Raw genomic sequence first — 15,673 nt, 5'->3', positions numbered from 1 at the left:
TCTACGCCGCCATCGGCACAATTAAAATAGACTAAGCTAATCGGCAAAAAGAAAAGCATAGTGAAATAGAATTGAGGAGTTATGAGAGTCAAGAGCCTTTTGTATTATGGCTCCTGACTCTCATAACTCCGGGCAGATTGCCAAGTAAATGCATATCAACTTATTGCTTACGTTGAAAGCTACCAGACACAAAAAATTTGTATCCAACATACACTAACACTGCTAAAAGTGCCAGAGTGATTACAGATGCAACCAGTTTAAACACTGCTTGCAGCATCGCCAAGCCTACTAGCACTGTTACACCCGCAACTACCAGCTTTTTCGTCCCAGATAAGCCGTTGAACCAAATCTGAAATCGCTCCAGTTGCAAGTTCAAGTTGGCAAAAACAGACTGAGGCATCTGTTTTTGTCCTTGTGGTCGAGAAACAACCCCAGGTGGGGAATTAATTTCTGCCTCTAGCCGATCGAGGCGACGTTGTAAGTCTTCTTCTGGTTGAGGATTCATCAATCTTTTCTACCTCAGTTAGCACGGTTATTAGACAACAGGCCAACTAAATTCTATTTTTGGTGGTTGTCTTAGTGATTTTAGCTAATGTCTGTGTGTGCAATACCTTTCTGATTGGTAAAAATTATGTTTTTTTGTTATTGTCTGCTACCGTAGATGATTTATCCAGTATTTTTACATTTTCAAGATGTAAAAAATAAAGCCTTGCTAACTGATGGTTAAATATTTTAGTAGATAAGCGATCGCTAGCAATCATCAGAGATGAGTTAATTGGCATGACCAATATAGAGACTTTACTTGGTCAAATCTCTGCATCCTATCTTCACAAACAATTTTCAACTTAATGGTATTAGGTTATACGGTAGCTTTTGGAACCAAGATAGATGGATATCGTCAATTAAATTAGACTGTATAACAATATTGCTCTAAAAAATCTGGAGCATTAATTAAAATGAAAAAGCTTCGGCTACTTGCAATTGTTCCCACCGCTTTAGCGATGAGTTTGGTTTTTACTGAGGCTAATTTGGCACAAACACCAACAGTCCAAATAAATCGGAATTCCCAACCAGATCCATTGCTTTTAAATGGAAAATCTGGGGGAACTGTCAAAAGTAATTGTGGCAATATTACCACTGAGCCTAGTCAAGTTATCCAGGTTACAGAGTCACTGCCTTATTTACGAGTAACAGTAGAAAGTCAAGGTAAGGCAACGCTGTTGATCGATGGGCCAGGGGGACGCTTTTGTGTAATGCCAGATAGCTATTCTGGGGGCAAGCCAGAACTTTCTGGTTACTGGCAAACAGGAAAATACTCGCTGTATGTGGGCGAACTATCTCAGCAACAGCATACTTACACCCTCTCAATCTCACAAAAAAACAAATAGTCATTTGTCTTTATACTAAATAGATCGGTATAAATAAACCTAACCAGGTAACAGAATGTAAAAACTATAAGACCTTTGAGTTCGCGAAGCGTGTCCGAAGGACTTATGCTTCATTTCACTTTGTTACATTCGCAATGACATACATTGAAATTTTCACGCCGACTTGACTAGTGACTAATGCCTAATCTTCCAGTGATTTGGCTGGAACTTCGACAGCAGTGACATCAATTGTGCCTTCTGGCGTGAAGCGCTGAAAATGACTATTTTCTACTAACAGTGACTCCCCACAGTTAGGACACTGTAACTGACTGTTATTTAACCCCGTAAATTCATATCTACAAACGGGACATTGATCGGCAACTAAGTTGCGTTGCAGCCACCAACGAAAGCCAAAAAAGGCGACAACGGGTGCCAAAAATAGCAACCCAACAATAATTACTAACGACTTAACCAACCAACCCAAGCCCAGTGAAGCTAGCAACCAAACAACTGCCAGCAAGGTAAGCCAAGGCCGGAGATTTAAAAGATTCAATTGAAATGACTTAAAGCTCATTTTTTAAATGTCGTCCTGCTCTCCTTCTAGGATAGCGATTTTAGTCATTTGTTATTGGGACTCAGAACTGAGGATAGAAGCATTTTTTGTAAGTGCTGTTGAAAAGCATCTATCCCAAATAGAGCGATCGCCTGTTCTCGTAGCCACTCACGATCGCATCGCTGGTCATTTCCTTGAAGCATTTCTATACAAGCTGCTGCTACAGCATCAGGACTGCGGTGTGGTACTCGCCATCCCAGTTTACCATCCTGTAAGGGATCAGCAGAGCCATCATCATCACCGGATAATACAGGTACTCCACAAGCCATTGCTTCTAGATAAACAATGCCGAAGCCTTCTTGCGAAGGCATAGTATAGGCATCAGCAAGGCGGTAATGTTCCATTAATTCTTCTGTGGCCACAAAACCCGCAAAGACAACGCGATCGCTCACACCTAAATCTTTTGCAAGTTTGGCTAATCGTGGTTGGTCATCACCGCGACCAATTACCAAATATTTCACTTGTGGGAAGACCTGAGCGATTTGTGGTAATGCCCGAATCGTGACATCTACACCCTTATAAATATCTCCTGACCATAATCGCGCTACTGTCATTAAAACTTTAGCACCAGTTAAGCCATATTTCTGGACTAATTCTGTCCGCTTGGAACCAGGAGTAAATTTATCCCCATCAATTGCACAGGGCATCATCTCTACCATTTTGGGGCTTATACCATTGGCAACACAAGCGCGATCGCGGCTATAACGACTAATTGTCCAAATTCTATCTGCTGATGTCAGGGCGTGACGTTCTTGATTTTTCAGAGGTTCCCAGACTTCTTTTCCGTAAGTTAGCACGGTGTAAGGAATCCCCAAGGGCTGACAAAGAGTTTGGATTAATACTGCTAAGTTAATGTGACCACAGAAAACTTGCTGCGGATGGTTTTGCAACAGACACTTTAGTAAAGCTGCCGCCATTTGCAGTCTCCCCAAATGAGGAGACTGATTTTTAAAGTAATGAAATTTTAAGTTCTCGTTTTCAAACGGATTTAAGCTATCAGTGCTATCTCGCAACAAAAAGACTTCTGCCTTGTAGCCTTGGTTTAATCCCAAATAAGCGCGGAAAATATCTTTTATATATGATTGAATACCACCTTCGTGGGCAAAAATCTCTAAAAACACGAAGACATGGTTAGTTTTTTGATTAACTTGATCACCTACCTTGAGATTTTTTGTCACTTTAGTGATATGCATATTAGGTTATTTATACTTGCGGTAAGGGCGCGATCGCTGAATACGCCTTACCCCCAGCCTTCTTTTAGGAAGGCTGGCTCGTTCCTTGGAGGAATGAGGGAAGGGTTTGTTCTAATGTAAAGGCGATCGCACCACTTTGTAACCGCTCTAAATCTGTTTTTACCATTTTTTCTAAAAGTTCCTCAAAGCTCACTTGGGGTTCCCAGCCAAGGTTTCTTTTCGCTTTACTGGGGTTAGCTACTAGTTGAAAATGCTCATCTTGTCGCAATAAGCTGCTATTTAAAACTATATGGTGCGTCCAATCCAATCCGACAGACTCAAAGGCTGTGGCAACTAAATCTCTAACACTGTGCAGTTTACCAGTGCCAATCACATATTCTTCTGGTTCATCAACTTGCAACATCCGCCACATGGCTTCTACGTAATCTCCCGCAAAGCCCCAATCGCGTTTGGCATCTAAATTACCCATTTCTAAGGTGTCAGTTAAACCCAATTTAATCGATGCGGCTGCCAAAGAAACTTTACGGGTAACAAACTGGGGTGCGCGTAGAGGAGACTCATGATTGTATAAAATTCCACTACAGGCAAATAGTCCATAGCGCTGTCTGTGATGCACCATTGTCCAGTGGGCGTGCATCTTCGCCGCAGCATAGGGATTTTTGGGATGGAAAGACGTTTCTTCATCTTGAGGCGAAATGAATACATCGCCAAACATTTCGGAACTGCTGGCTTGATAAAACCTGGTAGACAAACCAACCTGTCGGACTGCTTCCAAAAGTCTGGTAGCTGTACCAGTAATTAAATCTAGGGTTCCCAACGGATCGTTCCAAGAATCGGGTACAAAACTGGGAGCCGCTAAATTATAAATTTCTTGGGGACGTAGCTCTTCAACTGCTGTCAACAGCGCCGTATTATCTCTCAAGTCAACCGTAAAAATTTCTACCTGATTTGCCAGTGTTCCCAATTTGGTCAAATTAGGCTGTCGATGCGGGGGTACTAATCCTACAACTCGATAACCACGGTTGAGGAGCAAATGGCTGAGATAGTAGCCATCTTGACCAGTTATTCCGGTAATTAGGGCTGTTTTAGTCATAATTTTTCCCCTATTCTCTATCTCTATTGATCGCAAAACGGCACTTGTTGGAGAACAAAAAATAAGACTCTCAACACTGCTGACAAATATTAACAACAGAGTTAATGTAAGTCAAATGCTATCTTTACTGTATTCACTAATTCTTTTTATACAAAATATTCTTGAACATTTTACAAAAAAATCATAATGACTCAGCAATTGTACGTAAAAAATATATTATTCCAATCTAAAATAGTATTAAAAAAGTAGTATATTTATATCAATCAAATAACTACGTATTTCAGCAAAGGCTGTCTATGCCGGTGTTTTCAATTGAGTGGCTAAACTTCGCTTCTATTTTTGTCCTTCTACAGAGTATTTAACGATGAGGAGGCAATTTCTCCCATCTGCACCCCGTTCGTATACAACACGGTCAGCCAACCGCCGGAGAAGAAACCAGCCATAACCGCCTACTTGTAGAGTACCTGGGGCTGGCTCTGCGATCGCATCAGGATCGAAAGGTTTTCCATAATCCCAAATTCTAATCTCTAGTCGGTCAATCCATAGATAAACATTAATCTCAATGGTTGTTTCTGGGGGTAAAGCATAATGGGCGTGACGAACAGCGTTGGTAAAGCCTTCTGCTAATGCTAAATTAAGGCGATCGAGTTGGGTTTTTGACCAGCCAAGTTGAGACAAATGTTGCAGACAAAATTGCTCGAACCATTCTTGCACCTGGTTTAGGAGAGTGAGTTCGCTCTTAACCTTCAGATGGTCTTGCTGCACTATAGTAAACATTAACTGTGACTTAAATATAAATAAATTCAAGTTGCTAGTTATTAAATTTTGCACTATTCGCCAAATTTCTCTGATAGGGAAAAATCTCAATTGAGATATTTTATGTACCAAAATACAAAACATGAACGATTTTGGCATTTCAGGGGTTATAACTAGCAACTTACGTTAAATAAGTGAAAAATGTTTATATTTGATGACTTTTGGTGATTTGAGATTTTGGAATAGTTTTGCAATCCAAAAATCCAGATCCCAGATGCAATCTGAACTATTAAAATTGACGCCTGGAGATTTCTTCCAAAAACATATCTTTAATATGCTCTTGAAACTCACAGGCGTCAAAGCACTTTCTGGTGACTAATTTAGAATAGTCCCAAGGTTAAAGATTTATCCAATGGCAAGGCAGCACCAATACCCAGCCACACGGTGACAAGAGTACCAAAGAGGAAGACTGTGGTTGCAACTGGACGACGGAAGGGGTTTTGGAACTTGTTGACGTTCTCAATGAAGGGAACGAGAATTAGTCCTACTGGTACGGAACCCATTGCTAACACTCCTAAAAGTTTGTTAGGAAGCGATCGCAAAATTTGGAAGACTGGATATAAGTACCACTCTGGCAAAATTTCCAATGGTGTGGCAAAAGGATTTGCTGGTTCACCGGTCATGGCGGGATCTAGCACAGCTAGAGCCACAATTGCCGCGAAGGAACCCATAATCACGATTGGAAAGACGTAAAGTAGGTCATTAGGCCAAGCGGGTTCACCATAGTAATTGTGACCCATGCCTTTAGCGAGTTTGGCTCTTAACTGAGGATCGCTCAGGTCAGGTTTTTTGTGTGTTGCCATTTTGAAATATGCTCTCCTGCTTAAGTTAAATTAAAGCATTTGTGAAAGCTATCAGCTACTAGGCAACCCTAGCAGGTGGGAAGGAGCGTTTTGTTGATTTACCGTCAGCCACCTGGAGGGAGTTTACAGCTTTAGGCTTCAGATACAAGTGTTTGTTTGTTGGAACTTATGTGCAATTAAATTTATTGTGTTTTATAAGTTTAAAACAAACAACTTCATCTGCAAACTGACAACTCTTGCCTTTCGCTAATAACTAGGATTACAAAGGCCCAGAAATGCCTTGCTTGCGGATCATCAAGAAGTGAAACAGCATGAAGACTGCAATCAACCAAGGCAGAACAAAAGTGTGCGCGCTGTAGTAACGAGTTAGTGTTGCTTGACCAACACTTGAACCGCCACGCAGCAGGTCGGAGATCAGAACGCCAACTACAGGAATTGCTTCTGGTACGCCGCTAACGATTTTTACAGCCCAGTAGCCAACTTGATCCCAAGGTAGGGAATAGCCGGTGACTCCAAAGGAAACTGTAATTACAGCGAGGATCACACCGCTGACCCAGGTCAGTTCGCGGGGCTTTTTAAAACCACCTGTGAGATAAACTCGGAAGACGTGCAAAATCATCATCAACACCATCATGCTGGCAGACCAGCGATGGATGGAGCGAATTAGCCAACCAAAGTTGACTTCATTCATGATGTACTGCACTGAGGAAAAAGCTTCAGTGACTGTTGGCCTGTAGTAGAACGTCATGGCAAATCCAGTAGCAAACTGGATGAGAAAGCAAACCAGGGTAATTCCACCCAGGCAGTAGAAGATGTTGACGTGGGGAGGGACGTACTTGCTAGTAACGTCTTCAGCGAGTGCCTGAATCTCCAGGCGTTCCTCAAACCAGTCGTAAACGTTGGCCATACAATCTCAAGTTCCTAAAAGTCGGTTGCGGTTGATAAATCCCGAAGTTCTAAATCGGCGACAAAAATTCTGATGGTTCCAAGCCTTGGTATCCTGCGGGTTCGCCCAAGGGGTTGCCATAAGCTAGGGTAGCAACAGAATTGTCTATGGACTTCTCATAAGCCGCCTCTTGTGACTTCTCTCCCAATTAGCAATTTTGGGATTTTAGTAAAGGCAGTTTATTTTGTTTGCTTGTCAGCTTTCAGTGTGCTAAGAGTCTTCAGAAACTTTACACTCTGTAAAGAAGGAATATATTGCGATCTCTTTACGCCCCTGCACAGAAAATGGTGGACACAAAGTAGATTTTATCCTTTCGTGAGTGGACATAACCCACCAGTTGACTGAACAACTTGATGAGAGAAATGCACCACTTCTATAAAAAAAGTAACATAATCGAGAGATAGATTTCATCAACAACAGGGCAACTGAGCATTTCTAGGCAATTTGGGTTGAGGTGGAATTGATAATGGGGTTCATGAACAAACAAGTATTTCGGGTTGGATTTTCGTTGTTAATGGTGTTTTGGTTGGCGTTTGGTACGCTCACCCAGCCAGCGGTGGCTTTGACTGGGGAACAAAGGCTGGTTTCCGAAGTCTGGCGAATTGTTAATCGTAATTATCTAGATGAGACTTTTAATCATCAGAACTGGGCGGCTGTGCGGCAAAAGGTTTTAGAGAAACCTCTGTCAGACTCAAATGCCAGTTATGCGGCAATTGGGAAGATGCTCAAGAGCCTTGATGACCCTTTTACCCGCTTTTTAGACCCGGAACAGTACCGTAGCTTACAGGTCAATACTTCTGGGGAACTGACTGGGGTAGGATTGCAAATTGCCTTGAATCCTGAGACTGGGAAGTTGGAAGTAGTGGCTCCCATAGCAGGTTCACCGGCAGATAAAGCGGGGATTAGACCACGCGATCGCATTCTTAAAATTGAAGGCGTTCCCACAAAAAATCTTACCCTAGATGAAGCTGCAACTAAAATGCGCGGCCCAAGTGGCAGCCTTGTTACTCTCCTTATTGAACGGGACGGAGAGGCAGAAACAGAAATTAGACTAACACGCGATCGCATTGCTCTTAACCCTGTGGTTTCAGAATTGCGTGTTTCCACTGCGGGTACGGCTATTGGCTACCTACGCCTGACTCAATTTAATGCCAACGCCTCAACGGAATTAGCACACGCTATTTCTAGTCTAGAAAAAAAAGGCGCTGCTGCCTACATTCTAGATTTACGAAATAATCCTGGGGGGTTATTGCAATCAGGAATTGAAATCGCCCGGCAGTGGCTAGATTCTGGTACTATCGTCTACACTGTGAATCGACAAGGGATTCAGGGCAGTTTTGAAGCCTTTGGGCCAGCCCTGACAAACGATCCTCTAGTGATTTTGGTGAATCAAGGAACTGCCAGTGCTAGCGAAATTCTCGCCGGCGCACTCCAAGATAACGGTCGGGCCCAGTTAGTAGGCGAAACCACCTTTGGTAAGGGTCTAATTCAGTCTTTATTTGAATTATCAGATGGTTCGGGCTTGGCGGTTACAATTGCTAAGTATGAAACTCCTCAACACCGGGATATTAACAAATTAGGTATTAAGCCAGATAAAGTGATTTCCCAAGACCCAATTAACCGCGAACAGATTGGTACTGAAGTGGATTTGCAATATCAAGCAGCAGTGGAACTTTTGCAGAAAGAATCGGTTGTGGCGGGAAAGGTGTAAAGAGAGACGCGATTAATCGCATCTGTACAGGATTTGGAAGAAACCTCTCCTTGCTTGAACGGAAAGACAAACTTTTAAGTAGGTGGTGTATAAATCCAAAGTGAATAGAGGAATCATATTTGATTTCTGAACAAAATTAGGTATTGTAGGATGTGTTAGAACGAAGTTCGTAACGCACCATTATCAAGGGTTAAGTGCGTTACGCTATCGCTAACACCCCCTACGTGTCTTTTCAGAAATCAAACCGGATTACTATATAGGAAATAGTTTTACGTAAAAAGACGTATTAACCAAGTGGTAAACCTTCTAGCGATATCTGTATCTGGGCGTAAAGCTTGCTTAGTAATCGCTTGCCCCATAGGACGACCAGGTTCATCTTGCCAAGCAAGATATGTGTGAATAACTGCTTTACTAATATCTAATGGTTTGAAAGTTGTTAAGTTATTTGCTTGTGCTTCTGCAATACATTCTCTTGCAAATGCTAAAGCTGTTGGTTCTGCCAGTTTTGCACAGAAATCTTCCAACTTCCCAGAACTTTGATTATTTGGCATCAGCCAAAATCCAAGTTTAGGTTTATCTGGAACACTCTCAACTATCGTTCCATAAATATCAGGGATATCTGGTAATTTATAGCTATAGTGACTTAATTTACCTTTGATACTTGCCCATCTGCCTTCGATAGAAGTATCAGCATCAAGCATTACTCCTATCACTTGAGGATGTTCAGGACGTACAATCAAAGCATTCAGACGTTTTAAAACTTTTGTATCTCCACTACACTCATATATTCCAAAAGTTTCAGGAACTTGGTGAGCAGCACACAAAGCCATTACGACATGGCAATCATCATATCCCTTCAACAAGTAATATTTTCTCGGAATCTTGCTTACAAATATCACTCATATTATTCAGCGTATTTCTACGTCCGTTTCAAGAGAATCAGTAAGCGTCTCGGAATTGTACTCTGTTACCTTAATAAGATTATCTTTAGCTTCAAGTCTGAAGAAAGCACCAAGCGAAGGATACTTATTCCATACACTGTCAAAACCATTTACACAATCTCGACTATGTGTTGTTGCAAATACTTGAACATTCAACCTTTTTGATAAATTAAAAACTATATCCCAAACTTTAGGCTGTACCGTCCAATGCAATCCATTTTCAAATTCATCGATTAAAAGGATGCCATCTCGAGCATTTACGAGAGCTACAATTATATGTAATAAACGAGTCATCCCATCACCCATACTTTTTAGAGGTAATGGCTCATCTATACCTTCAATTTTTACTAATGGAATACGATTATCGACTCCTTGAACACGATTATTGCCTCCGCGTCCTTTGCTAATATCTTCTACAAAAGCAACTCCAGATACTTTAGGTTCAATAAGTTTAAGGGCAGAAATAACCTCTGATTCCAAATTAGTTAGACTTGTCAAATCCCAAAGAGCGGCTAATTTACGATTAGGCATATTTTCCGTCGAAACAAATTGCCATGTGTATTTAAATTCAGTATCTAGCCGTTCGTACGCAACTCTAGATGTCAATTTCATATCTCTAAAATCACGATTTAATCTGAAGAGTCTCCGAACTCTTTCATTTTCTTCTGCTACGAGAACAACTTCAATATCTGATAAATCCTCATGCAACTGCTTATCAGTGATGCGGATTCTTTTCGTGCTTCCTTCGTCATCAGATTGAATCCGATATGCAGCAACACCAATATGAATCTTTGCGCTTGAGTAAACTTCTCCTAAAATGATCCCTTCTTCTCCTATATCGGGTAATTTATGACCAAAAAAGAGATGACGTATGGGATTACCAAGAAAAGTTTGGGTATGTGGTTGTGCCTCACTAAACCAAGATTCTTGTCTTGAATCTACAAGCTCAAGGAGACTCATAGGGGAGGCGTTGCCGGCATAAATTTCTATTGCTTCGAGAAATGTACTTTTACCAGCATTATTCCTGCCCACAATGAGGTTAACATTACCTAATCTTTTAACCTCAAGATGATGAAAAAGTCTGAAATTATGTATTTGGAAAGACTCTAGCATATAAGCTTGACCTCATCCTTTTTCATTAGCTTACAAAATACTGGACTATGCAGTATCCCCAATCAACAATGTTGATTACTGGTGAACAAACTTGAAAATAAATGCTTTTTTCTCAATAAAAAAGTAAGGAATTTGCTCTCTGAGCAACAAGACTCAACTGATTCTCCTGCTAAACGAATGCACTATTAGCATAAAACAAAGACGCAAAAACGCTTCTGCGCCTCTACGTCTCATGTATGAGATATTATCTACTTACACCATCTCAGACGAAGCTTGCATCATCTGCTGCGGCTGCGGCTGGAACATAAACAACGAGTACACCACATCTCGGCGAATGTTGACCATCATATCCAGGAATAGCTCGTAACCTTCGCTCTTATACTCAATTAGCGGGTCTTTTTGACCATAACCGCGCAATCCTACCGATTCGCGCAAGGCATCCATTTGTTGCAGGTGTTCCCGCCACAAGGTATCAATGCGTTGCAAGATAAAGAAGCGTTCAGCTTGGCGCATCAGTCCGGGTTGAACTTGGTCAATTTGCGCTTCTTTGAGGTCGTAAGCAATTCGCACCTGTTCATGGAGGAAGGCTTTAATTTCAGTAACAGAGATATCTTCTAATTGATTTGGCTGCAAATCCGCTAGCAGATAGACGAATTCTTTGACTTTCTCAACCAATTTTTCTAACTCCCACTCTTCCGAGGGCAATTCTACGTTGATGTAGTAGTCAACGATGTCATCCATCGTTTTTTCGGCGTACTTGATTACCTGTTCTTTCAAGTCTTGACCTTCTAACACCCGGCGGCGTTCAGCATAAATAGCACGACGTTGATTGTTCATCACCTCGTCATACTCAAATACCTGCTTCCGAATATCGTAGTAGTAGGTTTCAACTTTCTTCTGTGCGCCTTCCAAACTGCGGGTAAGCATCCCAGATTCGATGGGCATATCTTCTTCTACGTTGAAGGCTTCCATTAACCCAGCAACGCGATCGCCACCAAAAATCCGCAGTAGGTTATCCTCTAAGCTGAGGAAGAATCTTGTGCTTCCAGGGTCGCCTTGTCTTCCTGCACGTCCGCGCAACTGGTTGTCAATCCGCCGCGATTCGTGGCGTTCTGTACCAATTACGTGCAAACCACCGATTCCGACTACCTCATCATGTTCGCGGGTAGTAAATTGTTCGTATTCCTGCTTAATCCGCTTGTAAGCTTCCCGCAATTTTTGAATCACTGGGTCATCAATGGGAGCTTTTTCTGCCGCTATAGCCACCTTGTCTTCTGCTTCTAGTTCTGGTAGGCTGCGATCGCCATACTCACGAACTGCAACTTCTACCGCATCTTTAAGTAGTTTTTCTGTCTCTTTTGTCAATTGGGTGGGGAAAATTTCTGGTGAAGCCCGCCAAGTTCTGACTTTTTTACCAGGGACAAAGCCTTGACCACCACCGTGTCCTGTTGGCAATCCGGCTGGTCTTTGAACGCCAAAGCTATCTTCGTCTTCTGGCATGACAATGCGAGGCATGAAGTATTCCCGCAACTTCAGACGTGCCATGTATTCGGAGTTACCGCCCAAGATAATATCTGTACCTCTACCAGCCATGTTAGTAGCAATGGTAACAGCACCTTTACGTCCGGCTTGGGCGACGATTTCCGCCTCTCGCTCGACGTTTTCGGGTCGGGCGTTAAGTAATTCGTGGGGAATCTCTAGCTGTTTCAGCAGTCGGCTAAGAAGTTCGGATTTTTCGACGCTAGTGGTTCCTACTAATACAGGTCTGCCGAGTTGGTGCATTTCGGCACATTCTTTAGCGATCGCACCCCACTTACCTGCTTCTGTCTTAAAGACCATATCAGATAAGTCTTCGCGCCTTCTGGTTTGGTTCGTGGGAATTACCGCAACTTCTAGTTTGTAAATTTTTTCAAATTCTGGTTCTTCTGTTTTTGCCGTTCCCGTCATTCCACCCAATTTTGGATACAGCAAGAACAGATTTTGATAAGTAATTGTCGCTAGAGTTTGAGTTTCCGGCTGAATCTCTTCGTGTTCTTTGGCTTCAATTGCTTGGTGTAGTCCATCACTCCAACGCCGTCCAGGTAGCACCCGACCGGTAAATTCATCCACAATTACCACTTCCCCATTGCGGACGATGTAATTTACATCCTTGAGGAAAAGTTCTTTGGCTTTAATTGCATTAAAAACGAAGTGCGCCCAAGGATCTTCTGGGTCAAATAAATCTGTGACTCCCAAAAGATTTTCGGCTTCCGCAAAGCCTTCATCTGTCAATAGCACGTTTCGGGCTTTTTCATCCACATCATAATGCTCGTCTTTTTTGAGCGTGAATGCGATTTCAGCCGCTTGCAGATACTTTTCTGTAGGTCTTTCCACCTGCCCAGAAATAATCAGAGGTGTCCGCGCCTCATCAACTAAAATCGAGTCTACCTCGTCAATCACACAATAATTAAATGGGCGTTGCACCACATCTGCCATTGATGTCGCCATGTTATCCCGCAGGTAGTCGAAACCGACTTCGCTGTTGGTGACATAAGTAATATCACAATCGTAGTTTTTCTGGCGTTCACTGGGAGTCATGCTTGACTGAATTAGCCCCACACTCAGCCCCAAAAACCGATGCACCTGCCCCATCCATTCAGCATCCCGACGAGCCAGGTAATCGTTCACGGTGACGACGTGTACACCTTTACCAGTAAGACCATTTAAATAACTCGGTAAGGTTGCTACAAGTGTTTTACCCTCACCGGTTTTCATTTCGGCAATTTGCCCTATATGTAAAATGATACCGCCAAGAAGTTGGACATCAAAGTGCCGCAAGCCTAAGACTCGCCGTCCTGCTTCCCGAATAACGGCGTAAGCTTCTGGCAATAGGTTATCCAGGATTTCGCCTTTGGCAAGCCGTTGTTTAAATTCGACAGTTTTACCTTTTAACTCATCATCGGAAAGAACTTTAATTTCTTCCTCTAAAAGGTTAATTTCAGTAACAGAAGGCTGGTATTTTTTAAGCTTACGAGCGTTGGGGTCGCCCAACAAAAATTTTAACATGGCAGGTTATAGAACTGAATCAAGGGGGATGGGGATTAAAGGTTCGGCATTATTGATTATAAACATTTAACCCAGCCCAACCGTCTTGGTCGTGGATGGGTATCAAATGAGAATTACCTCAAAAACATAAGAAAACTTAGCCAATCAGTGCCTTAGATGATTGGTTTTAACTCTTATCTTATATTTATTCTTTCTTCATAGTATCATTTTGCCCCCAACTGGGACAGAGATAGGGGAATAGGTGAAAGAGTTACGAACAAAAAGATCCCGAACTTCTTGAAGAAGTCCGGGATCTGAGCCTCTCGTTGGAGAGCAAATCAAATAGGATTACTATAACTCCTCACTTCCATTCTGCTGTCAGGCGGCGGAAATTGTAATCGCTAGCACTGGGATGACAGCTAACACAACTGCCAATTTGGACGGGACGTGGTAATTTCACTCTTGGATGCAAAGCTTTGAAATAGCGCGAGTTGTTGACGCGATAAGGTGTTTCTTCATCGTCTAACTGAACACGGGAGAAAGTCAAAAGATATTTCCATACCAAGATTCGCGGTGGATCGACTAAAGGGTTTAATTGTGCGCCGTAGTGCTGCGAGTCTTGTAGGAGATTTTTCCAAGTTTGGGTGGGTAAAACAGATGGTGGTAAGGCAATATGACAGGTAGAGCAGTTTTCCAAATACAGTTCTTGCCCTAGTTGGTACTGTGCAGGTACTACGTCAACAGTCCCAATTTCAGCAGGGGGAGTAGTACTTTGAGCGTTAGTTGCCAAGGCTAGAAGCCAACCCATCGCTAGGCTCCACGTTACAATTACTAGAAGTAAACCGAAAAATTGGCGTTTGAATTCACGTTCGGCGCTTTGCTGTAACGCTTGGCGTTGGCGTAGCCCGCCGTAGGCATCGCGGGTTTTGCGCTTAACAAAAATTGACATTCCTCACATTCCCAGATATTTAGAAGTGCGCTTGTCCTAATCATAGGACTTACGCAGTATTGGTAGTGTTTCGGATGAAGGGTATACAGTTGGCTTTTTTCCACGTTTTTTAATTGTTGTGGATTAACACTAGAATATTGACTTTTAACTAACAATGACTTCCCTACAAAATCAAATCATTTTAATTACTGGTGCAAGTAGTGGTATTGGTACTGCTTCTGCAAGAATCTTCGCTGATGCGGGTGCAAAACTGATTTTAGCGGCACGACGGCTGGAACGTTTACAGGAACTAGCAGATAATCTCAATAAAGAGTTTGGTACTGAAATTCATTTATTACAGCTAGATGTACGCGATCGCAGCGCTGTGGAATCTGCTATTTCTACTCTACCGTCTACCTGGTCTGACATCGACATTCTCATTAACAATGCTGGTCTAAGTCGTGGTTTAGATAAATTGCACGAAGCTAAATTTCAAGACTGGGAAGACATGATTGATACTAACGTTAAGGGTTTACTTTACGTTTCCCGTTATGTCGTTCCCGGAATGGTGAGTCGCGATCGCGGTCATGTGGTAAATTTAGGTTCCATTGCCGGACATCAAACTTATCCCGGTGGCAATGTCTACTGTGCTACCAAAGCGGCTGTGAGAGCAATTTCTGAAGGTTTAAAACAAGACTTGTTGGGAACGCGAGTCCGTGTAACTTCTGTTGATCCTGGAATGGTGGAAACAGAATTTAGCGAGGTGCGGTTTCACGGAAATACTGAACGAGCTAAAACAGTCTACCAGGGAGTTACACCCCTGACAGCAGATGATGTGGCTGATGTGATATTTTTCTGTGTGACGCGATCGCCCCATGTCAATATTAATGAAGTTGTGCTGATGCCAGTTGACCAAGCTAGCGCTACTTTAGTTAATCGGCGAACAGAGTAACATCCCCTCACCCCGAATTCCAATTATGAGATTTGGGGAACTAGAGAATTTTCTCCCCTCTCCCAATTTTGGGAGAGGGTTGGGGGTGAAGGTAAAACTCATCCACTCAGCAGATTTCAGCCCCGATTGAATTACGTTAGCGACGCGAAAAGCGAGTCCACAAGCGTCATTAT

At 42.5% G+C, this 15,673-nt stretch carries 16 protein-coding genes; 3 read left to right on the top strand and 13 right to left on the bottom strand.

Annotated features, from left to right (window positions below; all coding sequences use genetic code 11):
* Positions 1 to 160: 160 nt before the first annotated feature.
* Both GTQ43_RS00680 and GTQ43_RS00675 read right to left on the bottom strand, forming a co-directional pair.
* A complete protein-coding gene (locus GTQ43_RS00680; protein ID WP_265269807.1) occupies positions 161 to 505 on the bottom strand; it encodes a hypothetical protein in 345 nt (114 codons plus the stop codon).
* Positions 506 to 629: 124 nt separating this feature from the next.
* Positions 630 to 782: a hypothetical protein gene (locus GTQ43_RS00675; protein ID WP_265269806.1), complete on the bottom strand. Its 153-nt coding sequence runs from the start codon at positions 780 to 782 to the stop codon at positions 630 to 632.
* A 174-nt stretch (positions 783 to 956) separates the two neighbouring features.
* Between GTQ43_RS00675 and GTQ43_RS00670 the strand changes: the two genes are divergently transcribed.
* A complete protein-coding gene (locus tag GTQ43_RS00670) occupies positions 957 to 1,388 on the top strand; it encodes a hypothetical protein (RefSeq protein WP_265269805.1) in 432 nt (143 codons plus the stop codon).
* Positions 1,389 to 1,569: 181 nt separating this feature from the next.
* On the opposite strand, the gene GTQ43_RS00665 is transcribed toward GTQ43_RS00670, so the two are convergent.
* The 7 genes from GTQ43_RS00665 to GTQ43_RS00635 form a co-directional block, all read right to left on the bottom strand.
* Positions 1,570 to 1,941 (bottom strand): hypothetical protein, encoded by a 372-nt coding sequence (locus GTQ43_RS00665; protein WP_265269804.1) that lies wholly within the window; start codon positions 1,939 to 1,941, stop codon positions 1,570 to 1,572.
* Positions 1,942 to 1,985: 44 nt separating this feature from the next.
* On the bottom strand, positions 1,986 to 3,173 hold the full coding sequence (locus GTQ43_RS00660; RefSeq protein ID WP_265269803.1) for a glycosyltransferase: 1,188 nt from the start codon (positions 3,171 to 3,173) through the stop codon (positions 1,986 to 1,988).
* Between the two features lie 64 nt (positions 3,174 to 3,237).
* Positions 3,238 to 4,266, bottom strand: a complete 1,029-nt coding sequence (locus tag GTQ43_RS00655) for a GDP-mannose 4,6-dehydratase (protein ID WP_265269802.1) — start codon at positions 4,264 to 4,266, stop codon at positions 3,238 to 3,240.
* 333 nt (positions 4,267 to 4,599) lie between these two features.
* Positions 4,600 to 5,043 (bottom strand): ATP-binding protein, encoded by a 444-nt coding sequence (locus tag GTQ43_RS00650; RefSeq protein ID WP_265269801.1) that lies wholly within the window; start codon positions 5,041 to 5,043, stop codon positions 4,600 to 4,602.
* 359 nt (positions 5,044 to 5,402) lie between these two features.
* Positions 5,403 to 5,885 (bottom strand): cytochrome b6-f complex subunit IV, encoded by a 483-nt coding sequence (gene petD / locus GTQ43_RS00645; protein WP_265269800.1) that lies wholly within the window; start codon positions 5,883 to 5,885, stop codon positions 5,403 to 5,405.
* A gap of 259 nt (positions 5,886 to 6,144) precedes the next feature.
* On the bottom strand, positions 6,145 to 6,792 hold the full coding sequence (petB, locus tag GTQ43_RS00640) for a cytochrome b6 (RefSeq protein WP_069068453.1): 648 nt from the start codon (positions 6,790 to 6,792) through the stop codon (positions 6,145 to 6,147).
* 49 nt (positions 6,793 to 6,841) lie between these two features.
* Complete coding sequence (locus GTQ43_RS00635; RefSeq protein WP_265269794.1) at positions 6,842 to 6,979, bottom strand: hypothetical protein; 138 nt, start codon at positions 6,977 to 6,979, stop codon at positions 6,842 to 6,844.
* Between the two features lie 318 nt (positions 6,980 to 7,297).
* Between GTQ43_RS00635 and ctpA the strand changes: the two genes are divergently transcribed.
* Positions 7,298 to 8,542 (top strand): carboxyl-terminal processing protease CtpA, encoded by a 1,245-nt coding sequence (ctpA, locus tag GTQ43_RS00630; protein ID WP_265269792.1) that lies wholly within the window; start codon positions 7,298 to 7,300, stop codon positions 8,540 to 8,542.
* Between the two features lie 269 nt (positions 8,543 to 8,811).
* Here the strand turns inward: ctpA and GTQ43_RS00625 are convergent, their stop codons facing one another.
* The 4 genes from GTQ43_RS00625 to GTQ43_RS00610 form a co-directional block, all read right to left on the bottom strand.
* Positions 8,812 to 9,405: a DUF3226 domain-containing protein gene (locus tag GTQ43_RS00625; protein WP_265269790.1), complete on the bottom strand. Its 594-nt coding sequence runs from the start codon at positions 9,403 to 9,405 to the stop codon at positions 8,812 to 8,814.
* 45 nt (positions 9,406 to 9,450) lie between these two features.
* On the bottom strand, positions 9,451 to 10,596 hold the full coding sequence (locus GTQ43_RS00620) for an AAA family ATPase (protein WP_265269788.1): 1,146 nt from the start codon (positions 10,594 to 10,596) through the stop codon (positions 9,451 to 9,453).
* A 252-nt stretch (positions 10,597 to 10,848) separates the two neighbouring features.
* Positions 10,849 to 13,641, bottom strand: coding sequence for a preprotein translocase subunit SecA (secA, locus tag GTQ43_RS00615; RefSeq protein ID WP_265269785.1), 2,793 nt, complete (start codon positions 13,639 to 13,641; stop codon positions 10,849 to 10,851).
* A 340-nt stretch (positions 13,642 to 13,981) separates the two neighbouring features.
* Complete coding sequence (locus GTQ43_RS00610; protein WP_265269782.1) at positions 13,982 to 14,569, bottom strand: diheme cytochrome c; 588 nt, start codon at positions 14,567 to 14,569, stop codon at positions 13,982 to 13,984.
* Positions 14,570 to 14,723: 154 nt separating this feature from the next.
* Here GTQ43_RS00610 and GTQ43_RS00605 point away from each other — a divergent pair, with 154 nt between their 5' ends.
* Complete coding sequence (locus GTQ43_RS00605; RefSeq protein WP_265269780.1) at positions 14,724 to 15,500, top strand: SDR family oxidoreductase; 777 nt, start codon at positions 14,724 to 14,726, stop codon at positions 15,498 to 15,500.
* Positions 15,501 to 15,673 lie beyond the last annotated feature (173 nt).

Source organism: Nostoc sp. KVJ3 (assembly GCF_026127265.1).
Taxonomy (GTDB): Bacteria; Cyanobacteriota; Cyanobacteriia; order Cyanobacteriales; family Nostocaceae; genus Nostoc.
Note: the sequence above shows the minus strand (reverse complement) of the source record. Positions and strands in the feature narration are given on the sequence as shown.

Coding starts and splice junctions, on each gene's coding strand:
- GTQ43_RS00680 (WP_265269807.1), bottom strand. CDS start 505: ATGAATCCTCAACCAGAAGAAGACTTACAACGTCGCCTCGATCGGCTA.
- GTQ43_RS00675 (WP_265269806.1), bottom strand. CDS start 782: ATGCCAATTAACTCATCTCTGATGATTGCTAGCGATCGCTTATCTACT.
- GTQ43_RS00670 (WP_265269805.1), top strand. CDS start 957: ATGAAAAAGCTTCGGCTACTTGCAATTGTTCCCACCGCTTTAGCGATG.
- GTQ43_RS00665 (WP_265269804.1), bottom strand. CDS start 1,941: ATGAGCTTTAAGTCATTTCAATTGAATCTTTTAAATCTCCGGCCTTGG.
- GTQ43_RS00660 (WP_265269803.1), bottom strand. CDS start 3,173: ATGCATATCACTAAAGTGACAAAAAATCTCAAGGTAGGTGATCAAGTT.
- GTQ43_RS00655 (WP_265269802.1), bottom strand. CDS start 4,266: ATGACTAAAACAGCCCTAATTACCGGAATAACTGGTCAAGATGGCTAC.
- GTQ43_RS00650 (WP_265269801.1), bottom strand. CDS start 5,043: ATGTTTACTATAGTGCAGCAAGACCATCTGAAGGTTAAGAGCGAACTC.
- petD (WP_265269800.1), bottom strand. CDS start 5,885: ATGGCAACACACAAAAAACCTGACCTGAGCGATCCTCAGTTAAGAGCC.
- petB (WP_069068453.1), bottom strand. CDS start 6,792: ATGGCCAACGTTTACGACTGGTTTGAGGAACGCCTGGAGATTCAGGCA.
- ctpA (WP_265269792.1), top strand. CDS start 7,298: ATGGGGTTCATGAACAAACAAGTATTTCGGGTTGGATTTTCGTTGTTA.
- GTQ43_RS00620 (WP_265269788.1), bottom strand. CDS start 10,596: ATGCTAGAGTCTTTCCAAATACATAATTTCAGACTTTTTCATCATCTT.
- secA (WP_265269785.1), bottom strand. CDS start 13,641: ATGTTAAAATTTTTGTTGGGCGACCCCAACGCTCGTAAGCTTAAAAAA.
- GTQ43_RS00610 (WP_265269782.1), bottom strand. CDS start 14,569: ATGTCAATTTTTGTTAAGCGCAAAACCCGCGATGCCTACGGCGGGCTA.
- GTQ43_RS00605 (WP_265269780.1), top strand. CDS start 14,724: ATGACTTCCCTACAAAATCAAATCATTTTAATTACTGGTGCAAGTAGT.